Here is a 17,370-nt window from a genome sequence, read left to right on the forward strand (position 1 = left end):
GATCGACGGCACCGTCCCAGGCTCCTGCGCCGTGGTCGGTGGTCGCCGCGACCCGGTCCATCAGGGCCCGGGCCACGGCGGGCGAGAGCACCGGCTCCCCGACGGCGGCCCGGTGCACCGCCTCCACGATCCGCTCCGGCTCGGTGTGCTTGAGCAGGTATCCGGCGGCCCCGGCGCGCAGCGCCCGGGCGACGGTGTCGTCGGCGTCGAAGGTGGTCAACACGATGACCTGGGGGTCGTCCGCGCCGCCGGTGCGCAGCGCCCGGGTGGCGGCGATCCCGTCGAGGCGGGGCATGCGCACGTCCATGAGCACCACGTGGGGCCGGTGTTCGGCCACCGCGGCGACCACCTGCTCCCCGTCGGCGGCCTCGCCGACCACGGTCAGGCCGGGCGCCCCGGAGAGCATGATCCGCAGCCCGGTCAGTACCAACGGGTCGTCATCGACGAGGAGAACGCGCACGGGTGTGTCCACACCCCTAATATCGCACCCCCGAGTCGTAGGGGGCCGGGCTCGCCGCCGGGACGGGTCGATGGGCGAACGGTCGCGGGGCCGGCTCCGTCCCGGGTGGTCGCGCCGCCGGGACACCGTCGGCCCAGGGCAGTTGCGCGTCGAGGAGGAAGAGGCCTTGGTCGGGACCGTGGGTCAGGGTGCCGCCGTCGAGACCGACGCGTTCGGCCAGTCCGGTGATCCCGGCGCCCGCCCCGGGGATCTCGGACACGGCCGTCCCCACCGGCAGCGGGTTGCGCACGGACACCGCCAGCCCCAGCCCCGGGCCGCCGTGGACCCGCACCTCCACCCGGGCTCCGGGGGCGTGCTTGCGGGCGTTGGTCAGCCCCTCCTGCACCACCCGGTAGGCGCTGCGACCCACCCGGTCGAGGGGGGCGGCTCCCCCGGGCAGTTCCACTCGGGCGCTCACGCGCTGCCCGGAGCCGGTGGCCTCGCGCAGTAGCCGGTCCAGGTCGGCGAGGGTCGGCTGGGGTGGGGCGGTGCCCTCCTCTTCCGTGCCGCCGTCACCCCAGGTCCGGGCGGTGTCGGCGGCGCGCAGGACCGCCAGGACACCGCCCAGCTCGTCCAGCGCCCGGTGGGCGTTGTCGCGGATGACCTCCACAGCCGCGCCCAGCTCCTCGGCGGTCGGCGGCGGGGCCTGCCCCTGCTCGCTCCGGCGGACCCGGTAGGCCAGGGCTCCGGCGTGCACCGACAACAGGGACATCCGGTGGGCGAGGACGTCGTGCATCTCCCGGGCGATGCGCCGACGCTCGTCCGCACGCGCTTCGTCCAGTCTGCGGTCCCGGTCGGCGCGGGCGCGCAGCACGTCCTCGCGCAGCCGCTCGATCAGCCGGAGTCGGGACCTGATCGCCGACCCCCAGCCCAGACAGCCCGAGAGCAGGAGTACGGTGACCGCGATCGCGAAGAACAGCTGGTCGCGGGGGACCAACAGCAGGAACCAGGGCAGCCCGAGGAGCAGGGTGCCCGCCGCCACCGAGGCCGCCTGCCACCAGGGGCGGCGGGCGGTGAGTCCGATCAGCGCGATGACCAGCGCCGCCAGGGCTGCGGAGGAAACGGCCGAGAACAGGCCGACGGCCACGGCCGCCGCCAGGGGGTACCGGGGCCGGGCGACCAGGGTCAGGGCGGCCGCCGCCCCCAGCGCCACGTCCACCCCCATCAGCCAGGCGGGCACGTAGGAGTTGTACCCCGCCCGGTACAGGAAGGCGTACAGCACCGCCCAGCCCAGCCCGACCCCGACGGCCACCATCGTCCCGCGGGCCAACCGCCGCCGGTCGGCACGCGGGGCCTCGTTCGCCGTGCCTCCGTCACCTCCGAACGCGTCGCCGCCCTCCACCATCACGCCCCCCGAGATCGATGTCGATCTCAGGGTAGGGCGGGGGCAGGCGGCCCCGCCTCGGCCGAAAGGCCGATCCTGCGGGCGGGGCGGCCGGCGGGGACGTCGGCCGATCGGCCACCGCGGCAGCGGTGGAACGCGGTCGATCGGCCGATGCCCGGCCCCGGCCCGCGGCGGGACGATCGGGGGCATGGTGAACGACGCCTTACCACCCCCGGAAGACGTGCCCGCCCTGGAACTGGTCGGGCTGACCAAGACCTTCAACGGGACCAGGGCCGCCGACGGGGTGACCCTCTCCGTCCCCCGCGGGTCCCTGTTGGGCCTGGTGGGGCCCAACGGCGCGGGCAAGACCACCTCCATCTCCATGGCCGTCGGCCTGCTGCGCCCCGATTCGGGGACGGCCCGGGTGCTGGGCGTGGACATGTGGTCCGACCCGGTGGCCGCCAAGCGCCTGCTCGGTGTGCTCCCCGACGGCCTGTCCCTGCCCGAGCGGCTCACCGGCGGCGAGCTGCTCACCTACTGGGGCGGGCTGCGCGGGCTCGGCCGCGACCTGGTCCGCGAGCGGGCCGAGGAGCTGCTGCGGGTGCTGGAGCTGGACGGGGCCGACCGCAGGGGGGTCCTGGTCGCGGAGTACTCCACCGGCATGCGCAAGAAGATCGGCCTGGCCACGGCCCTGCTGCACGCTCCCCGCGTACTGGTGCTGGACGAGCCCTACGAGGCGGTCGACCCGGTGTCGGCGCGGGTGCTCACCGCGATCCTGCGGCGCTTCACCGACGGCGGCGGCACCGTGGTCGTCTCCAGCCACGTGATGGCCCTGGTGGAGCGGCTCGCCGACCGGGTGGCGATCATCGCCCGGGGCCGGATGCTGGCCGACGGCACCCTGGACGAGGTGCGCGGTCCGGACACCGCCCTGGAGGACACCTTCGTACGGCTGGTCGGCGCGCGCGGGATCGGCGAGGAGGAGCTGTCGTGGCTGTCGTCCTGATCCGCCTGAAGCTGGCGCTGATGCGCCGCTCCTTCACCGGCATGCGCGTCCTGGGGCTGGTCCTCGCCCTGCCGGGTGTCATCGCGACCTGGTACTTCACCCTGTTCGTCCCGGATCCGGGAATCCGGTCGGACCTGTTCGCGCTGGTCTTCGCCGTGTGGGCGGTGGGCTGGGCGCTGGGCCCCACGGTCGCCAACGGGGCGGGGACGCTGCGGTCGCAGTACTTCGCGCTGCTGCCGATGGACCGCCGACGGACCGGAGCGCTGCTGCTGGTCACGGCGTTCGTGGACGTCGGCCCGGCACTGACCCTGGTCGCGGCGGCGGCGCCGGTGTGGCACGGCGCGACGCTGTCGGCGGGTGCGGCCGTGGTCGCGGTGCCCGCGGCACTGCTGCTGTGGATCTCGCTGATCTCCCTGTCCCGTCTGGTGTTCCGGGCCCTGGGCGCGGCGATGCACTCGCGGCTCGGCGTCGAGATCGCCTCGGTGCAGTGGGGACTGATCCTGGCCCTGATCTTCTTCGGGTGGATGGCCGTGCAGCCGGCGCTGGCGGCGACCCTGGAGCTGCGCGAGCACGGCCTGGGCGAGGGGGCGGCGGGCGCGGTCCTGGCCGCGCTGCCCACGTCCTGGCCGGTGCACGCGGTGGACGCGGCGGGGGCGGGCGCCTGGGGCCCGGCCCTGGGCTGGCTGGCGGCCTCGGCCCTGACGGCGCTGGTGCTCGCGTCGGTCACCGCGGTGCTGCTGGCGCCCCGGGTCGGGGCGCACGGGGTGCGGCGCCGGGGGCGCCCCCTGGGCGCCCGGCCGCTGTCCCGCCCGGCCCGCGGCCTGCTGCCGGACACTCCGCTGGGAGCGGTGGTCGGCAAGGAGCTGCGCCAGTGGTGGCGCGACCCGTGGCGGGGGCTGGAGGTGCGCGCCTCGCTGTGGGCGGGCCTGTTCATCGGGCTGCTGAGCTGGTGGAGCGGGGCGTTCTCGTTCCTCGCGCCGTTCTCGGGGGTGATCTGCGCGTTCATCATGGTGCTGGCCACGGCGAACATGTACGGCCACGACGGGACCGCGCTGTGGCAGGCGGTGGTGGGCCAGGGCCCGGGCACGGCCAGGGCGGACGTGCGCGGCCGCCAGATCGCGATCTGGCTGCTGAGCGCCCCGGTGTCGCTGGCGCTGAGCGCGTTGTTCATCGTGTTCACCGGTGAGCACTGGACGTGGCCCTACGTGTCCACCGGGCTGGCGGCGGTGTTCGGGGTGGGGTCGGGTCTGTCCCTGCTGTTCTCGGTGGTGGCCCTGTCCCCCGGCGTGGACCCGCAGCTGCGGGTGGACGCCAATGACAGCGGGGACAACCAGGTGCAGGTGTGGCTGTCGCTGGCGGCGCTGCCGGTGCTGACGACCCCCGCGGTGCTGGCGGCGGTGTTCCTGGGCCTGGCCGGGGCACCGTGGGCGGCGCTACCGGTGGGGGCGGCCAACGGCCTGCTCGGGGCCTGGTGGCTGGGGCGGGTCGCGCACCGGCGGCTGGCCGACCGCCTGCCGGAGACGTTCACCCGCATCCGTTACGGCAGGGAGGTCGCGCTCCGGTCGGTGCCGGAGCGGGGGTCCCTGCTGGACCGGCTGGAGCGGACGGCGATCTCCGGCAACGAGGAGACCCGGCCGCAGGGGTCGTGAACGCCGGGCCGGGGCGCGGGAGGCGCCCGGGCTCAGCGTCCGGAGTCGGCGCGGACCTTCTCGTAGAGGACGTCGAGGCCGTCCAGGAAGGACGACAGGGCCAGGTCGAAGCTGTCCTCGTCGATCTCGGCGGCGTGCTCGGCCAGCCGGTGGGCCTGGGACAGGTTGGGGTAGCGGTCCCGGTAGACGCGCACGTCGTCGTCGAAGCCGCGGGCGAAGGAGCCGGTGGCCGACCCCAGGACCAGGTACCGGGTGGAGGCGCCGATCATGGTGGCGTAGCGGGGCGGCCAGCCCGCGCCCACCAGGCCGCCGTGGATGGCGTCGGCGCGGCGCAGCGCCTCCTCCCGGCGGCCGGGGCCCGCGGCGATCACCGGCAGCAGGTTGGGGTGGGCGATCAGGGCGCCGCGGTAGGAGCGCGCCCACGCGGTGAGGCCCCGTCGCCAGTCACCGCTCTCGAACTCGGCGACCTCGATGTCCCGGGTGACCTCCTCGGCGATCGCGGTGAGCAGCTCCTCCTTGGTGCGGTAGTGGCTGTACAGGGAGGCGGCCCGCACGTCGAGCTCCTCGGCGAGTTTGCGCATGGACAGCCCGTCCAGTCCGTCCCGGTCGATGAGCGCGAGCGCGGCGCGGCGGATGGCCTCACGGCTCAGGATCGGTGTCTTGGGTCGGGCCACGGGCGTAGGTCCCCTCTGCGGTCTGCCGACACCGGCCCCTACCGGTGTCCGGCCCGATCATCGCACGGTACCGGGCCGGACGGGTTCGTTACGGAAGGGCCCGCCCCCTCTTGCACCGGCGGCCGGGATCGTCGTACCCTCACATAACCGAACACTGTTAGGTTAATTGGGAGCAGGCCGTGATCGATTTCTCGTTGAGCGAAGAGCAGCGCGCCGTCCGCGACTGGGTCCGGACCTTCGTCGAGCGGGAGCTGATGCCGCTGGAGAACGAGGTGCTGCGACGCGAACGCGAGGGGCACCCCCCGGGCCTGAACCGGGATGAGCGCATCCGACTGCGCGACCTCGCCCGCAAATCCGACTTCTGGGGTGTGGAGACCCCGGTGGAGTACGGCGGCATGGGCCTGGACCCGGTCACCGCCGCGGTCATCGAGATCGAGCTGGGACGGACCTTCCTGACCTTCAAGTTCGGTGGCGAGGCCGACAACATCCTCTACCACTGCAACGAGGAGCAGCGGGAGCGTTACCTGCTGCCCACCATCGCCGGGGAGAAGCGCTCCTGCTTCGCCATCACCGAGCCGGGCGCCGGGTCGGACGCCAAGGCCATCCGCACCCGGGCCGTCCGTGAGGGCGACGAGTGGGTCATCAACGGCGAGAAGACCTTCATCACCGGCGGCTACGAGGCCGACTTCGCCATGGTCTTCGCGATCACCGACCCCGAGAAGGGCGCCAACGGGGGCGTGACCTGCTTCCTGGTGGACCGCGACATGGGCTGGACCGCCGAGCCCATCGACACCATGGGCGAGCGCCGCCCGGCCGCGCTGATCTTCCAGGACGTGCGCGTCCCGCACGAGAACATCCTCGGCGAGGAGGGCCAGGGCTTCGCGCTGGCCATGCAGTGGATCGGCAAGGGCCGTTACCTGCTGCCCGCGCGCGCCGTCGGCAGCTGCGAACGCCTGCTGACCATGGCCGTCGACTACTCCAAGACCCGGGAGACCTTCGGCGCGCCGATCGCCGACCGCCAGGCCATCCAGTGGATGATCGCCGACTCCCAGGTGGAGATCGAGGCGCTGCGCCTGCTCGTGCTGCACGCCGCCTGGCAGGTGGGCGCGGGCCGCGACTCGCGCCACGCGCAGTCCATCGCCAAGCTCTTCGGCGGCGTCAAGGCCAACGAGATCGTCGACCGCGTGCTCCAGATCCACGGCGGCATGGGGTACACGCGCGAGCTGCCCATCGAGCGGTTCTACCGCGACCTGCGCCTGCTGCGCATCTTCGAGGGCACCGACGAGATCCAGCGCCGCACGATCGCCCGCGACCTGCTCAAGGGCCACGTCAAGGTGGGCGCAACCCTGGGCTGACCGCGGGGACGGGGCCCGTGCCGACGCGGCACGGGCCCTTCACGCACGGTCGGCCGGGGAGGTTCAGCGGACGCCGACCAGGTCGCAGACGAAGATCAGGGTCTCGTTCGGGCCGATGGCACCGCCCGCGCCGTGCCGGCCGTAGGCCAGGTGCGGCGGGATGACCAGCTTGCGGCGGCCGCCGACGCGCATGCCCAGGACGCCCTGGTCCCAGCCCGGGATGACCTGGCCCTTGCCGAGGGTGAAACTCAGCGGGGCGCCGCGGTTCCAGCTGGCGTCGAACTCCTCGCCGTTGGAGAAGGCCACGCCCACGTAGTGAACGTCGACGGTGTTGCCGTGTCCGGCCTGCCGCCCCTCGCCGACCACGGTGTCGGTGATCTCCAGGTCCGCCGGGGGCGGGCCGTCGATGGGGTCGATCTCCGGACGCTCCAGAGCCATGGTGCTACCTCTTCTGTGACACAGGTGAACAGAGAGGGCCAGCGTATCGGTCCGGGGACTCAGTCCAGCAGTGCGCCGACGGTGGCGGCGACGACGTGTCCCTGACCCTCGATCTTGACCGGTCCGCTGTCGGCCTGGACGAACACCGACTCGCCGCGGCGCAGCTCGGTCCGGCGGCCGACCTCGGGGATCAGCTCGACCCGGCCGTTGAGGGCCAGCACCACGGCGGGCCCCTCCCCCGGCAGGTGGGCGGTGACCCGGCCCGGGCCGATCTCGTGCAGGGCGAACTCCGGCGCGGCCGGGTGGAACTGCCGCCGCCCGCCCTGGAAGGTCGGCAGGGAGTACGGGATGGGCAGGACCGAGAAGTCGACCACGTCGAGCAGCTCGGCCGGGTCCACGTGCTTGCGGGTCAGCCCGGCCCGCAGCACGTTGTCGGAACCCGCCATCACCTCCACGGCCGTGCCCTGGAGGTAGGCGTGCAGGTTGCCCGCGGGCAGGAAGAGGGCCTGGCCCGGCCACAGGGTGACCCGGTTGAGCAGCAGCGACGCCACCGCTCCGGGGTCGCCCGGGTAGCGGGCGGCCAGGTCGCCGATGATGCCGGCGTGGGCGCAACGGGGGCGGACCCGCTCCCACTCGTCCACGAACCCGCCGATCAGCCGTTCGCGGTCGGCGCCGTCCAGGGTGAGCAGGCGGGTGAGCGCCGCCCGCAACGCGGCGCGGTCGTCCTCCCGGGAGAGGTCCTCGCGCAGCAGGGCGGCCAGTTCACAGGACAGGTCCAGCAGGTCGCGGTGAGCGGCGGCCGGCTCGCGGAAGCCGCACAGGGCCTCGAAGGGCTCCAGCGCCAGCAGCAGTTCCGGCTTGTGGTGGGGGTCGCGGTAGTTGCGGTGCGGTGCGTCGACCGGGATGCCCCGGCCCTCCTCGGCGGCGAACCCCGACCGGGCCCGGTCGGCGTTCGGGTGCACCTGGAGGGAGAGGGGCTCGTCGGCCGCCAGGACCTTGAGCAGGAACGGCAGGCGCACGCCGAATCGGTCGACGACCTCCGGGCCCAGGACCCGGTGGGGTTCGGCGGCGATCAGTTCGGGCAGCGGGAGCGGGCCCTGCTCGCACCGCGCGGTGCTGGGGGCGCCGTGGTGGGCGCCCAGCCACAGCTCCGCCTGCGGGGTGCCGTCCGGCTCCAGACCCAGCAGCCGGGGGATGGCCGTGCGCGCACCCCAGGCGTACGGTCGGACCTGGTTGGTGAGCCTGTGCATCCGCTCCCCGCTTTCCCGTCTGCGTGTTCTCACCTCGTGGGCGCTCCGGCGAGGTGGGCCCAGTCTGGCCAACGGAGAGCCCCCCGTCGACCCGGCACGCCCCACCCCCCGCGGTGGTGCACGCATCACCTCACGGTGTGGGCGGGCACCCGGCGGCCCCGGGACCCGGCGGCGGCAATGAAGTTACCGGCAAGTAAATCATGATCCCGGACACATGGACAGCACCGCCGTGCCACCGTCCGGCGAACGGTCGAGGTCCGGACGGCGCGGGACGGCGGCGCCCCGGGACCCGCGGAGCGCCCGGAGTGTTCAGCGTTCGCGGCGGACCCGGTCGGACTCGGCCACCAGGCGGTCGATCATGGCCTGGCGCAGCCCGGGTTCGGCGGTGGGCAGACCGGCGATGTCCGACAGGTACAGCCCGTCTCCGGCGCGGAGGATGATCTCGGCCAGGACCGGGTCCTCCAACTCCTCGTGGAGCAGGCGGCGCCAGCGGTCGAACAGGTCCCGGACGTGCACGAAGGCCTCCGGGGGCATGTCGTCCTGACTGCGCAGCGCGGCGATGATCGCCCAGTAGAGCTCGCGCTCCTCCGAGCTCTGCGGCAGCGAGGTGCGCAGGAAGACGCGGACCACGCCCTCCTCGCCCTCCGTCGCCTCGCGGAACTCCTGCTCGGCCAGGACGGACAGGCGCTCGATGAGGCCGGTGAGCATGGCGGCCTTGGAGGGGAAGTGGTACAGGAGGCCGCCCTTGGAGACGGAGGCGGCGCGGGCCACCGCCTCAAGCGTCACCGATGAGTAGCCCTCCCGGACGAGGATCTCCTGGAGGGCGTCGAGGATGCGGTCGCGGGTGTTGGAAGCGTTCACGATTGACACTGTACCGGCCGGACGGTACTGTACCGTCTGGACGGTTGAAGAATCCCGCGAGGTGCGCCCGGCGCACCGCACGGTCGACAGCGCTTCCCGTCCCACCCGTTCGGCCCGGAGCCCGCCTTCCCGCCGGACCCGCGCCCCGGCCACTGCCGCAGGCGCGAGAACAGCGACACGTGAACGAGGAGAGATGACTTCCGTCAAGGCCGGGAACGGCCACGACCGCGCACGCAACGGCAGCCCCGCACCGGCCGGTCCCCGCGAGTGGACCGCACTGGCCGTCCTGGTCCTGCCCGTGATCCTGATCTCGGTCGACTCGACCGTGCTCGGCTTCGCCGTGCCCGCACTGAGCGAACAGCTGGCGCCCACCGCGGGCCAGCTGCTGTGGATCATCGACGTCTACGGCTTCATCCTGGCCGGACTGCTGATCACCATGGGCTCGCTCGGCGACCGCATCGGCCGCCGCCGACTGCTGATGATCGGTTCGGCCGCGTTCGGCGCCGCCTCCCTGTTGGCCGCCTTCGCGCCGACCCCCGAGATCCTCATCGCCGCCCGCGCCCTGCTGGGCGTCGCCGGCGCTTCGCTGATGCCCTCGACCCTGTCCCTGCTGCGCAACATCTTCCTGGACGCGCGCCAGAGGCTGCTGGCCATCGCCCTGTGGGCCTCCGGGTTCTCCGCCGGCGCCGCGCTGGGGCCGATCCTCGGCGGCTGGCTGCTGGAGCACTTCTTCTGGGGCTCGGTGTTCCTCATCAACCTGCCGGTGATGGCCCTGATCCTGATCCTGGTGCCGCTGCTGGTGCGTGAGTCGAGCAACCCCGACGCGGGCCGCCTGGACCCGATCAGCGTGGTGCTGTCCCTGGCCGCGATGCTGCCCGCCGTGTACGGCGTCAAGAAGCTCGCGACCGAGGGCCTGTCCGTGGTACCCGTCGCGTCACTGGCGATCGGCCTGGCCCTGGGCCACCTGTTCGTGCGCAGGCAGAAGAAGCTGGACGACCCGCTCATCGACGTGGACCTGTTCCGCGACCGCGTGTTCAGCGTCGCGGTGGTCACCAACCTGATGATCGTCTTCTCGCTGGTGTCGTCCCTGTTCTTCCTGACCCAGTACCTCCAGCTGGTGTTGGGCATCTCGCCGATGCGGGCCGGGATCGTCCTGGTCCCGGGGCTGGCGCTGTCGGTCCTGGGCAGTCTGGTGGCGGTGCGGCTGTCGCGCCGGCTGAGCCTGGCCACCGTGGTCGGCGGGTCCCTGCTGGTGACCGCCGCCGGGTTCGCGGTACTGGTCATCGCACCGGTGAACGACGTCACGCTGGGCGTGGCGGTGGTGACCGCCGGGTTCGCTCTGATCGCGACCGGCGCCGGGTTCGCCGAGACGCTCACCAACGGCGCCATCATGTCGGCGGCCCCGCCCGAGCGCGCCGGTGCGGCCTCGGCCATCTCCGAGACCGCCTACGAGCTGGGCGCGGCCCTGGGCGTGGCCGTGCTGGGCAGTGCGCTGACCGCGTTCTACCGCTCGCACCTGACCGGGCCCGAGGGCGTGCCCGCCGACGCGGTGGGCGCCGCCCGCGAGACGTTGGGCGGCGCCGCGAACGCCGCCGCCGACCTGGGCGGGGCGCCCGGGGCGGCACTGATGGAGGCCGCGCGCACCGCGTTCACCAGCGGCATGCACCTGACCAGCACGATCGCCGTGGCCATCGTGATGGCGGCGGCCGTCCAGGCGTGGCTGCTGCTGCGCGGCCGGGGCAACCCGGCGGTCGAGCGGCCCGCGCCGCCGGTGCCCGCCGGACGGCGCGGGGAGGAACGGGTCGGCTGACCCGGGTCCCGGGCGGAAGGACCCCGCGGGGACGTCCCCGCGGGGTCCTTCCCCGTTCAGGGCAGGCGCAGCAGGTCGGCCTCGCCGCCCCGCCAGTCGGGCGGGATCACGGCGTAGGCGTCGGCCAGTGCGGCACCGCGCAGACTGGCCGGGCCGTCGTGGCCCACCGGAACGGCCCGGCCGTCCTCCAGCCGGACGGCGACCAGCCGGGTGTCCCGGGGGTGGGCGCTCACCTCCCCGGCCACCGGCACCGGGTCCGGGGCCACCGTGGGGTCGGAGCGCCCGGCCATCGCGCACAGCAGCGGAACGACCAGTGTGAGGGCACCCACCAGGGCCGCCCCCGGGTTCCCGGGCAGGCCGACGACCGCGGTGCGCCCCCGGCGCGCCAGCAGCTGCGGGTGCCCGGGGCGGCAGGACACCCCGTCCACCAGGACCTCCGCGTCCAGGTCGGCCAGCACCGAGCGCAAGTGGTCGGCGGGGCCCTTGGAGGAGGAACCGCACACCACGAGCACATCGGCGCCGGAACCGGCGATCGCCGCCGCCAGCACGTCGCGTTCGTCCCCCAGGTGACGCACCCGCTCCACCCGGCCGCCCGCCCACGTCACCAGGCCCGGCAGCATCGGGCCGATGGCATCACGCACGAAGCCCTCGCCGGACAGCCCCGACGTGGTGACCTCCGCGCCCGTGACCAGCGCCTCGACCCGGGGGGCCAGCACCGGCAGGGTCTCGTGGCCCACCGAGGACGCCAGGCCCAGCACCGCCGGACCCACCGCACGACCCCGGGTGAGCACCGTCTCACCGGGGGCGGTCTCCTCTCCCTCCCAGCGCACGTGCCGCCCCGCCCGCGCCGGGCCCGCGACCCGGTCACCGGAACGTTCGGCCAGCTCATAGGGCAGGACCGCCTCGGTCCCCTTGGGCACCCGCGCGCCCGTGGCGATCTCCACCGCCTCGCCCGGCGCCAACCCCTCGACGGCCACCGGCGCACCCGCCAACCCCGCGCCCACCAGCTCCCACGGGCCCGGACCCGCGACCGCGAAACCGTCCATCGCGGAGGCGTCGAACGCCGGAACCCCCGTCAGCGCGCGCACGTCCGCGCCCAGCACCGCGCCCAGCGCCCGGGCCAGCGGCACCTCGCGCACCGCCACGGGCAGCCGCTCCCCCGCCCGGTGCGCCCGGTCCCGGGCCGCCGGCCAGCCCAGCGGCCCCTCGCGGCCCGATCCGCACCCGCCCATGGCGTCGCCCTCCCCGTCGTCAACGGCCTGGCCACCATTGTCCACCCGGGGCCGTGACGGCGGCGTTCCCGTCCCCTCCCAGCGTGCGGGCGAAGGCCCGCGGAAACCCGATTTGCCGTCTGCCGACTTTCCGCTAAAGTTCTAACCAGCGACAGGGCAACGGCCGAGGGAACAAGGCCCGCCCGGTCTGCAAGCGGACGTGGCTCAGCTGGTAGAGCATCACCTTGCCAAGGTGAGGGTCGCGGGTTCGAATCCCGTCGTCCGCTCGGAGGAGACGCGCAGGCACCCGGTGCTCGCGTGGAACTCGGTGGAGTGGCCGAGAGGCGAGGCAGCGGCCTGCAAAGCCGTCTACACGGGTTCGAATCCCGTCTCCACCTCACATCGCTTCACGCGGGCGGTTAGCTCAGTTGGTTAGAGCGCTACCTTGACACGGTAGAGGTCACAGGTTCGAATCCTGTATCGCCCACTTCACTCGCGGAAAGACCCTGTCGGACGGCCCGAGGCCGCCCGACAGGGTCTTTCCGTCGTTCCCGCCGGGCCCCGCCCCGGGATCAGTCGTCGGTATCGGGGCGGACGCCCGCGCAGAAGGTGCTCAGGCCCAGGCGGGTGATGAGGGCGGCGAGGACGGCGGCCTGGGTCGGGTCGGAGACCAGGTCCCCGGACAGGATCGTGCCGATCGTGCCCAGGTCGACGACGGTGTTCACCGGGTCGTCGTTGAGGACGGGGCGCACCCGGGGGTGCAGGCACACGCTCCGCTGGAGCCGTGCGTAGTGGGCCCGGAACCAGCGCCGCCCGTGGTCGGCCGCCTCACTGTCGTCGTCCGGGGCCAGCCCGGGGCCGGAGCCCAGCAGCAGCCTTCCCAGCTCCTCGTAGAGCTCCTCCTCGTCCATCGCCTCGAACCGGGCGAACTGCGCTTCTCCGTGGGCGGTCATGCGGCCTCCTGTTCCATGGTGACGAGTCGGTGTGCGGTCAGTGTCGCGGCGCGCAGCGGCGGTTCCAGGGGCCCCTCGCCCAGCGCCTGCCGGACACGGGTGAGAAGCCGGGCGAACGGCAGGGGCAGGGCCGGGCCCGCCCCCGGTCCGGATAGGGGGGTCAGGCGGCCGGGCGCCGGGCCTCGACCGCGGCCAGGGGGTCGGCGGCCAGCAGGTGCTCGGGCAGGCCGGTCTCCCGGCGCAGGGCGCGCAGCAGTCCGCTGCGGCTCAGGTAGCCGGCGGCGCGCGCCGCCTCGGTGAGGCCGTACCCCGCGCGGAGCCGGGCCAGCGCCGTGTTGAGCCGGGCACGGGTGCGCCACCGGGTGAACGAGAGTCCCGTCTGCTCGGCGAAGAGCCGCTGGACGTGGCGGACGCTGGTGTGGTGGCGGCGGGCCAGCTCGTCCAGGGTGGCGCCGGAGACCCCCGCCTCACGGGCGATGGCGCGGGCCGCCGGGTGCTCGGGCAGCGGCACGGGGAACCCCGGCCGGTACAGCTCACCGAGTACGGAGTCCAGGACCTCGCGGAACGGCGCGATCTGCTCCGGGGTGGCCGGGGCCGCGCCCAGGACGGTCATCATCACCCGGGTCACCGCGGGTACCGCGCCCAGCAGGTGGACCCGCTCCGGGGGCCGCGTGTCCGGCGAGAGCATCGGCCCCAGGGCCATCCCGCCGTCGCGGATCCGCATCGAATGGGGGACGTGCGGGGCCAGCCACAGGTTGTGCCGCGCGCCCAGGGTGACCTCCCGGCCGTCGACGACCAGTTCGGCGGCGCCCGAGACCACGTGGATCAGGTGGGGCACGTCGTGCTCGTGGGTGTCGTGCCCCAGGAAGCGGACCGAGTTCTCGGGCACGATCCGGCAGAGTTGGTCCGGGGTCATCCTCACTCCAGGGAACATGTCGTCTCGGGCAGCCACCGATGTCGTCCGGGGCACGACCGACGGCGAACCGGGCATTAGCCTAGCCTTACCTTATCTACCTGCGGTTCGTGCTGTTCACGCACCCTCTCCCCTACCGAGGATCCATGCTCTCCCTACGACCCCTTCCTGTTCCCCTCATGTCCGCGCTGGCGGCCGTGGCCCTGCTGTCGTCCGCGTGCGGCTCCCCGGAGACCGCCGCCGAGTCCGGGGGCGGCGACGGGTCCGCGGAGACCCGTGTCGTGCAGACCGACCAGGGCGAGGTGACCGTCCCCGCGGATCCGCAGCGGGTCGTGGTCCTCAACTACGCCCTGGCCGGGTACCTCTACGGCCTGGACGTCCCGGTGGTCGCCACGACCCCCGAGGACGCGGACGGCGAGGGCGTCCACTCCGAGTTCTGGGCCGAGGACGCCGAGGCGGACGGCACGGAGTACCTGCCCTGGAGCACCGACGGGTTCGACCTGGAGGCGGTGCTGGGCGCCGAGCCCGACCTCATCGTCGCGGGCGGCCTCGGCTTCCCGCTGGTCCAGGCGGTCGACGCCTACGACCGGCTGAGCGAGATCGCCCCGACGGTGATCGTCAGCGGCTCGCACACCACCTGGCAGGAGCAGTTCGGATTCCTCGCCGAGGAGGTCTTCGACGAGGGCGAACGCTACGAGGAACTCGTGGCCGCCCACGACGAGCGCGTGGAGGAGGTGAAGGCGGCGATCACGCCGCCCGAGGGCGAGGTCACCTTCCTGGTGGTGACCGCGGACCAGACGCCCTACGTGCTCATCGAGGACACCGGCCTGCCCCTGGCCTTCGAGCGCCTGGGATTCGAGACGGACCCGCTGTTCGCCGAGAACGACGTGGAGCCCTACACGGCGGGCGGCGACATGTTCGAGCTCTCCACCGAGCAGGTCGGGCAGCTGGTGACCGCCTCCACGGTGTTCGTGCTCGGGTTCAACGGCGACACCGCCGACGTGGCGTCCCTGTCGGAGTCCCCCGTGTACGCCGCGCTGCCCGCATTCGAGGAGGGGAACGCCTACGACCTGCCCTACTGGGTCCTGCGCGGCGACTACGACGAGGAGCTCGCCCTGCTGGACATCGTCGAGGAGCGGTTCTCGTGAGGTGCGCTCCCCCGCGGTGGCCCCTGCACGGGAGCGCCGCGTGCTCCGAACGGTGAACGCCGTGCTCCGGAGTGGGGCCGGTGCGGGCGGGGCGGACGCGGAAGGCGTCCGCCCCGCCCGCCTGCGCCCCCTGTGGCTGCTCGCGGCCGTCCTCGTGCTCGCCCTGGCCTGTACCGCGAGCCTGCTGGTGGGATCGGCCCCGCTGCCGGTGTCCACCGTGTGGGCCGCCCTGACCTCGGCCGGTGAGGGGATCGACCACCTCACCGTGGTGGGCCTGCGCGTCCCGCGCACCCTCCTGGGGCTGCTCGTGGGGGCGGCGCTCGGGGTGGCCGGGGTGCTGGCCCAGGCGCTGACCCGCAACCCGCTGGCCGATCCCGGCATCCTCGGCGTGAACGCGGGGGCCGCCTTCGCGATCGCCGTCGGCGTGGCCGCGCTGGGGGTGACCCGCCTGCACCAGTACCTGTGGCTGGGGATCCTCGGGGCGTTCACCGCCGCCGCCCTGGTGTACCTCATCGCGGCCCGCGGTCCGGCGGGGGCGGACCCGCTGCGGCTGACGCTGGTGGGCGTGGCCTTGGGCGCGGTGTTCCAGGGTGCGGCCTCCTCCCTGTCCCTGCTGGACCCCCGGGCCTTCGACCGCATGCGGTACTGGGGCGCGGGCACCCTCGCCGACCGGCCGGAGGACACGGTGGCGACCATCGTGCCGTTCGTGCTGGCCGGGCTGGTGGTGGCGCTGTCGCTGGCCCGTCCGCTCAACGCCCTGGCACTGGGCGACGACCTCGCGCGCGCCGTGGGGGCGCGCGTCGCGCTCACCCGGGGCTGCGGGATCGCGGCGATCACGGTGCTGTGCGGGGTGGCCACCGCGGCCGCGGGGCCGATCGGGTTCGTGGGCCTGATGGTGCCGCACGCGGTGCGCCTGGTCACGGGCCCGGACCTGCGGTGGATCCTGCCGTTCACCCTGGTCCTGGCGCCGGCGCTGGTCCTGGTCTCCGACGTGCTGGCGCGCCTGGTGGTGCGTCCCGCGGAGGTTCAGGTGGGCGTGGTCACCGCCTTCGTGGGGGCGCCGGTGCTCATCCTGCTGGTCCGCCGGGCCCGGGCGGGTGCGCTGTGAGCGGCGCGGTCGTCCTGCGGGCCGGGCGGGTGAGCGTGCGCCTCTCCCGGCGGGCTCTGGCCGTCCACGCACTGGCCGCCGTGGTGCTGGTCTGCTGTCTGTCGGCCGCCCTGTCACTGGGCTCGCGCCCGTTGTCGCCCGCCGAGGTGCTGGCGGCGCTGGGCCCCGACGCCCGCGGGCCGGACCGGATGGTCGTCGTGGAGTGGCGGGCGCCGCGGGCGGTGGCCGCGGCGCTGTTCGGCGCCTGCCTGGGGCTGAGCGGGGGGCTGATCCAGTCGCTCACGCGCAACCCGCTGGGCAGCCCGGACGTCATCGGGTTCAACACGGGTGCGTTCACCGGTGTCGTGTGCGTGATGCTGCTGGGCGGCACCGGGTTCGCGGTGCTGGCGGGCGGCGCGGTGCTGGGCGGGCTGGGGACGGCGGCACTGGTGTACGTACTGGCGCTGCGCCGGGGGATGCGGGGGTTCCGGCTCATCGTCGTGGGGATCGCGGTGAGCGCGATGCTCGGCTCCGTCAACACGTGGTTCTCGGTCAAGGCCGACCTGGACGTGGCGCTGCGCGCCGCCGTCTGGGGGGCGGGGACGCTCAACGGGACGTCGTGGCCGCCGGTGGCGGCCTGCGCCGTGGCGGCCGCCGCCCTGCTCCTGACGATGCCGGTGCTGGTGCCGCGCATGCGCCAACTGGAGCTGGGCGACGACACCGCGTCCATGTCGGGGGTGCCCGTGGAGCGGACCAAGGCGCTGATGATGGTGGCGGGCGTGGGGCTCACCTCCGTGGTGACGGCGGTGACCGGACCGATCGCGTTCGTGGCCCTGGCCGCACCGCAGATCGCCCGGCGGCTCACCGGCCGCGGCGGGGCGGTGGACCCGGTGGGGGCGGCGTTGGTGGGCGCGGTCCTGCTGTCGCTGGCCGACCTGGTCGCGCAGCACGCCCTGCCGGACACGGCACTGCCGGTGGGTGCGGTGACGGTGTGCCTGGGCGGCGGGTACCTGGTGTGGCTGCTGGTACGCGAGAGCGGCCGCTCCTGACCGCGGAGCCGCCGCGGCACCGCGCACCGCCCCGTGCCCCGGGGCGGCCCCGCCGGGCGTCCGGGCCCGCGTTCGCCGTCCCCCGGCAGCGTTTCCCCGGACGGTCCGATGAGCCGTCCCTCCTGTTCCGTCGCGGCTTTCCCCGC

The 17,370-nt window shown here is 74.1% G+C and carries 16 protein-coding genes and 3 tRNA genes; 10 read left to right on the forward strand and 9 right to left on the reverse strand.

Annotated elements, in window-relative coordinates; translation table 11 throughout:
- The coding region (locus tag QJS33_RS08270) for a response regulator transcription factor (protein WP_372339615.1) at positions 1–472 on the reverse strand (472 nt) is incomplete at its 3' end.
- Between the two features lie 4 nt (positions 473–476).
- Positions 477–1,844, reverse strand: a complete 1,368-nt coding sequence (locus QJS33_RS08275; RefSeq protein WP_306367285.1) for a sensor histidine kinase — start codon at positions 1,842–1,844, stop codon at positions 477–479.
- Between the two features lie 187 nt (positions 1,845–2,031).
- On the opposite strand from QJS33_RS08275, the gene QJS33_RS08280 reads away from it, so the two are divergent.
- Positions 2,032–2,826 carry an ABC transporter ATP-binding protein gene (locus QJS33_RS08280; RefSeq protein WP_306367286.1) on the forward strand — a complete coding sequence of 265 codons (795 nt, stop codon included), beginning with the start codon at positions 2,032–2,034 and terminating at the stop codon, positions 2,824–2,826.
- Positions 2,811–4,475, forward strand: coding sequence for a hypothetical protein (locus QJS33_RS08285; protein ID WP_306367287.1), 1,665 nt, complete (start codon positions 2,811–2,813; stop codon positions 4,473–4,475). Before QJS33_RS08280 ends, QJS33_RS08285 begins: the two co-directional genes overlap by 16 nt.
- 32 nt (positions 4,476–4,507) lie before the next feature.
- Here the strand turns inward: QJS33_RS08285 and QJS33_RS08290 are convergent, their stop codons facing one another.
- Positions 4,508–5,149 carry a TetR/AcrR family transcriptional regulator gene (locus QJS33_RS08290; RefSeq protein WP_306367288.1) on the reverse strand — a complete coding sequence of 214 codons (642 nt, stop codon included), beginning with the start codon at positions 5,147–5,149 and terminating at the stop codon, positions 4,508–4,510.
- A gap of 179 nt (positions 5,150–5,328) precedes the next feature.
- Between QJS33_RS08290 and QJS33_RS08295 the strand changes: the two genes are divergently transcribed.
- Positions 5,329–6,504 (forward strand): acyl-CoA dehydrogenase family protein, encoded by a 1,176-nt coding sequence (locus tag QJS33_RS08295; RefSeq protein ID WP_306367289.1) that lies wholly within the window; start codon positions 5,329–5,331, stop codon positions 6,502–6,504.
- A 63-nt stretch (positions 6,505–6,567) separates the two neighbouring features.
- Here the strand turns inward: QJS33_RS08295 and QJS33_RS08300 are convergent, their stop codons facing one another.
- From QJS33_RS08300 to QJS33_RS08310, 3 genes are all read right to left on the reverse strand, one after another.
- Positions 6,568–6,942, reverse strand: a complete 375-nt coding sequence (locus tag QJS33_RS08300; protein WP_306367290.1) for an FKBP-type peptidyl-prolyl cis-trans isomerase — start codon at positions 6,940–6,942, stop codon at positions 6,568–6,570.
- A gap of 59 nt (positions 6,943–7,001) precedes the next feature.
- Positions 7,002–8,192: a mannose-6-phosphate isomerase, class I gene (gene manA, locus QJS33_RS08305; protein ID WP_306367291.1), complete on the reverse strand. Its 1,191-nt coding sequence runs from the start codon at positions 8,190–8,192 to the stop codon at positions 7,002–7,004.
- Between the two features lie 309 nt (positions 8,193–8,501).
- Entirely contained in the window at positions 8,502–9,053 is a 552-nt protein-coding gene (locus QJS33_RS08310; protein WP_306367292.1) for a TetR/AcrR family transcriptional regulator, read from the reverse strand.
- Between the two features lie 193 nt (positions 9,054–9,246).
- Between QJS33_RS08310 and QJS33_RS08315 the strand changes: the two genes are divergently transcribed.
- A complete protein-coding gene (locus QJS33_RS08315; protein ID WP_306367293.1) occupies positions 9,247–10,863 on the forward strand; it encodes an MFS transporter in 1,617 nt (538 codons plus the stop codon).
- Positions 10,864–10,919: 56 nt separating this feature from the next.
- Here the strand turns inward: QJS33_RS08315 and QJS33_RS08320 are convergent, their stop codons facing one another.
- Complete coding sequence (locus QJS33_RS08320) at positions 10,920–12,095, reverse strand: molybdopterin molybdotransferase MoeA (protein WP_306367361.1); 1,176 nt, start codon at positions 12,093–12,095, stop codon at positions 10,920–10,922.
- Between the two features lie 193 nt (positions 12,096–12,288).
- Here QJS33_RS08320 and QJS33_RS08325 point away from each other — a divergent pair.
- The 3 genes from QJS33_RS08325 (at position 12,289) to QJS33_RS08335 (ending at position 12,561) form a co-directional block, all read left to right on the forward strand.
- Positions 12,289–12,361: transfer RNA gene (locus QJS33_RS08325), tRNA-Gly, on the forward strand.
- Between the two features lie 40 nt (positions 12,362–12,401).
- Positions 12,402–12,472, forward strand: a tRNA-Cys gene (locus QJS33_RS08330).
- Between the two features lie 15 nt (positions 12,473–12,487).
- Positions 12,488–12,561, forward strand: a tRNA-Val gene (locus QJS33_RS08335).
- A gap of 85 nt (positions 12,562–12,646) precedes the next feature.
- On the opposite strand, the gene QJS33_RS08340 is transcribed toward QJS33_RS08335, so the two are convergent.
- Together QJS33_RS08340 and QJS33_RS08345 are read right to left on the reverse strand one after the other, a co-directional pair.
- The gene (locus tag QJS33_RS08340; protein ID WP_306367294.1) at positions 12,647–13,027 is read right to left on the reverse strand and encodes a hypothetical protein; all 381 of its coding nucleotides are present in this window, start codon (positions 13,025–13,027) and stop codon (positions 12,647–12,649) included.
- 160 nt (positions 13,028–13,187) lie between these two features.
- Positions 13,188–13,943, reverse strand: coding sequence for an AraC family transcriptional regulator (locus QJS33_RS08345; RefSeq protein WP_306367295.1), 756 nt, complete (start codon positions 13,941–13,943; stop codon positions 13,188–13,190).
- A 143-nt stretch (positions 13,944–14,086) separates the two neighbouring features.
- On the opposite strand from QJS33_RS08345, the gene QJS33_RS08350 reads away from it, so the two are divergent.
- The 3 genes from QJS33_RS08350 to QJS33_RS08360 all read left to right on the forward strand — a co-directional run bounded on the left by QJS33_RS08350 (position 14,087) and on the right by QJS33_RS08360 (position 17,224).
- Complete coding sequence (locus QJS33_RS08350; protein ID WP_306367296.1) at positions 14,087–15,088, forward strand: ABC transporter substrate-binding protein; 1,002 nt, start codon at positions 14,087–14,089, stop codon at positions 15,086–15,088.
- Positions 15,089–15,149: 61 nt separating this feature from the next.
- A complete protein-coding gene (locus QJS33_RS08355) occupies positions 15,150–16,196 on the forward strand; it encodes an iron chelate uptake ABC transporter family permease subunit (RefSeq protein ID WP_306367297.1) in 1,047 nt (348 codons plus the stop codon).
- A complete protein-coding gene (locus QJS33_RS08360) occupies positions 16,193–17,224 on the forward strand; it encodes an iron chelate uptake ABC transporter family permease subunit (RefSeq protein ID WP_306367298.1) in 1,032 nt (343 codons plus the stop codon). Before QJS33_RS08355 ends, QJS33_RS08360 begins: the two co-directional genes overlap by 4 nt.
- Positions 17,225–17,370: the final 146 nt, after the last annotated feature.

It is taken from the genome of Nocardiopsis sp. CC223A (assembly GCF_030766825.1).
Lineage (GTDB): Bacteria > Actinomycetota > Actinomycetes > Streptosporangiales > Streptosporangiaceae > Nocardiopsis.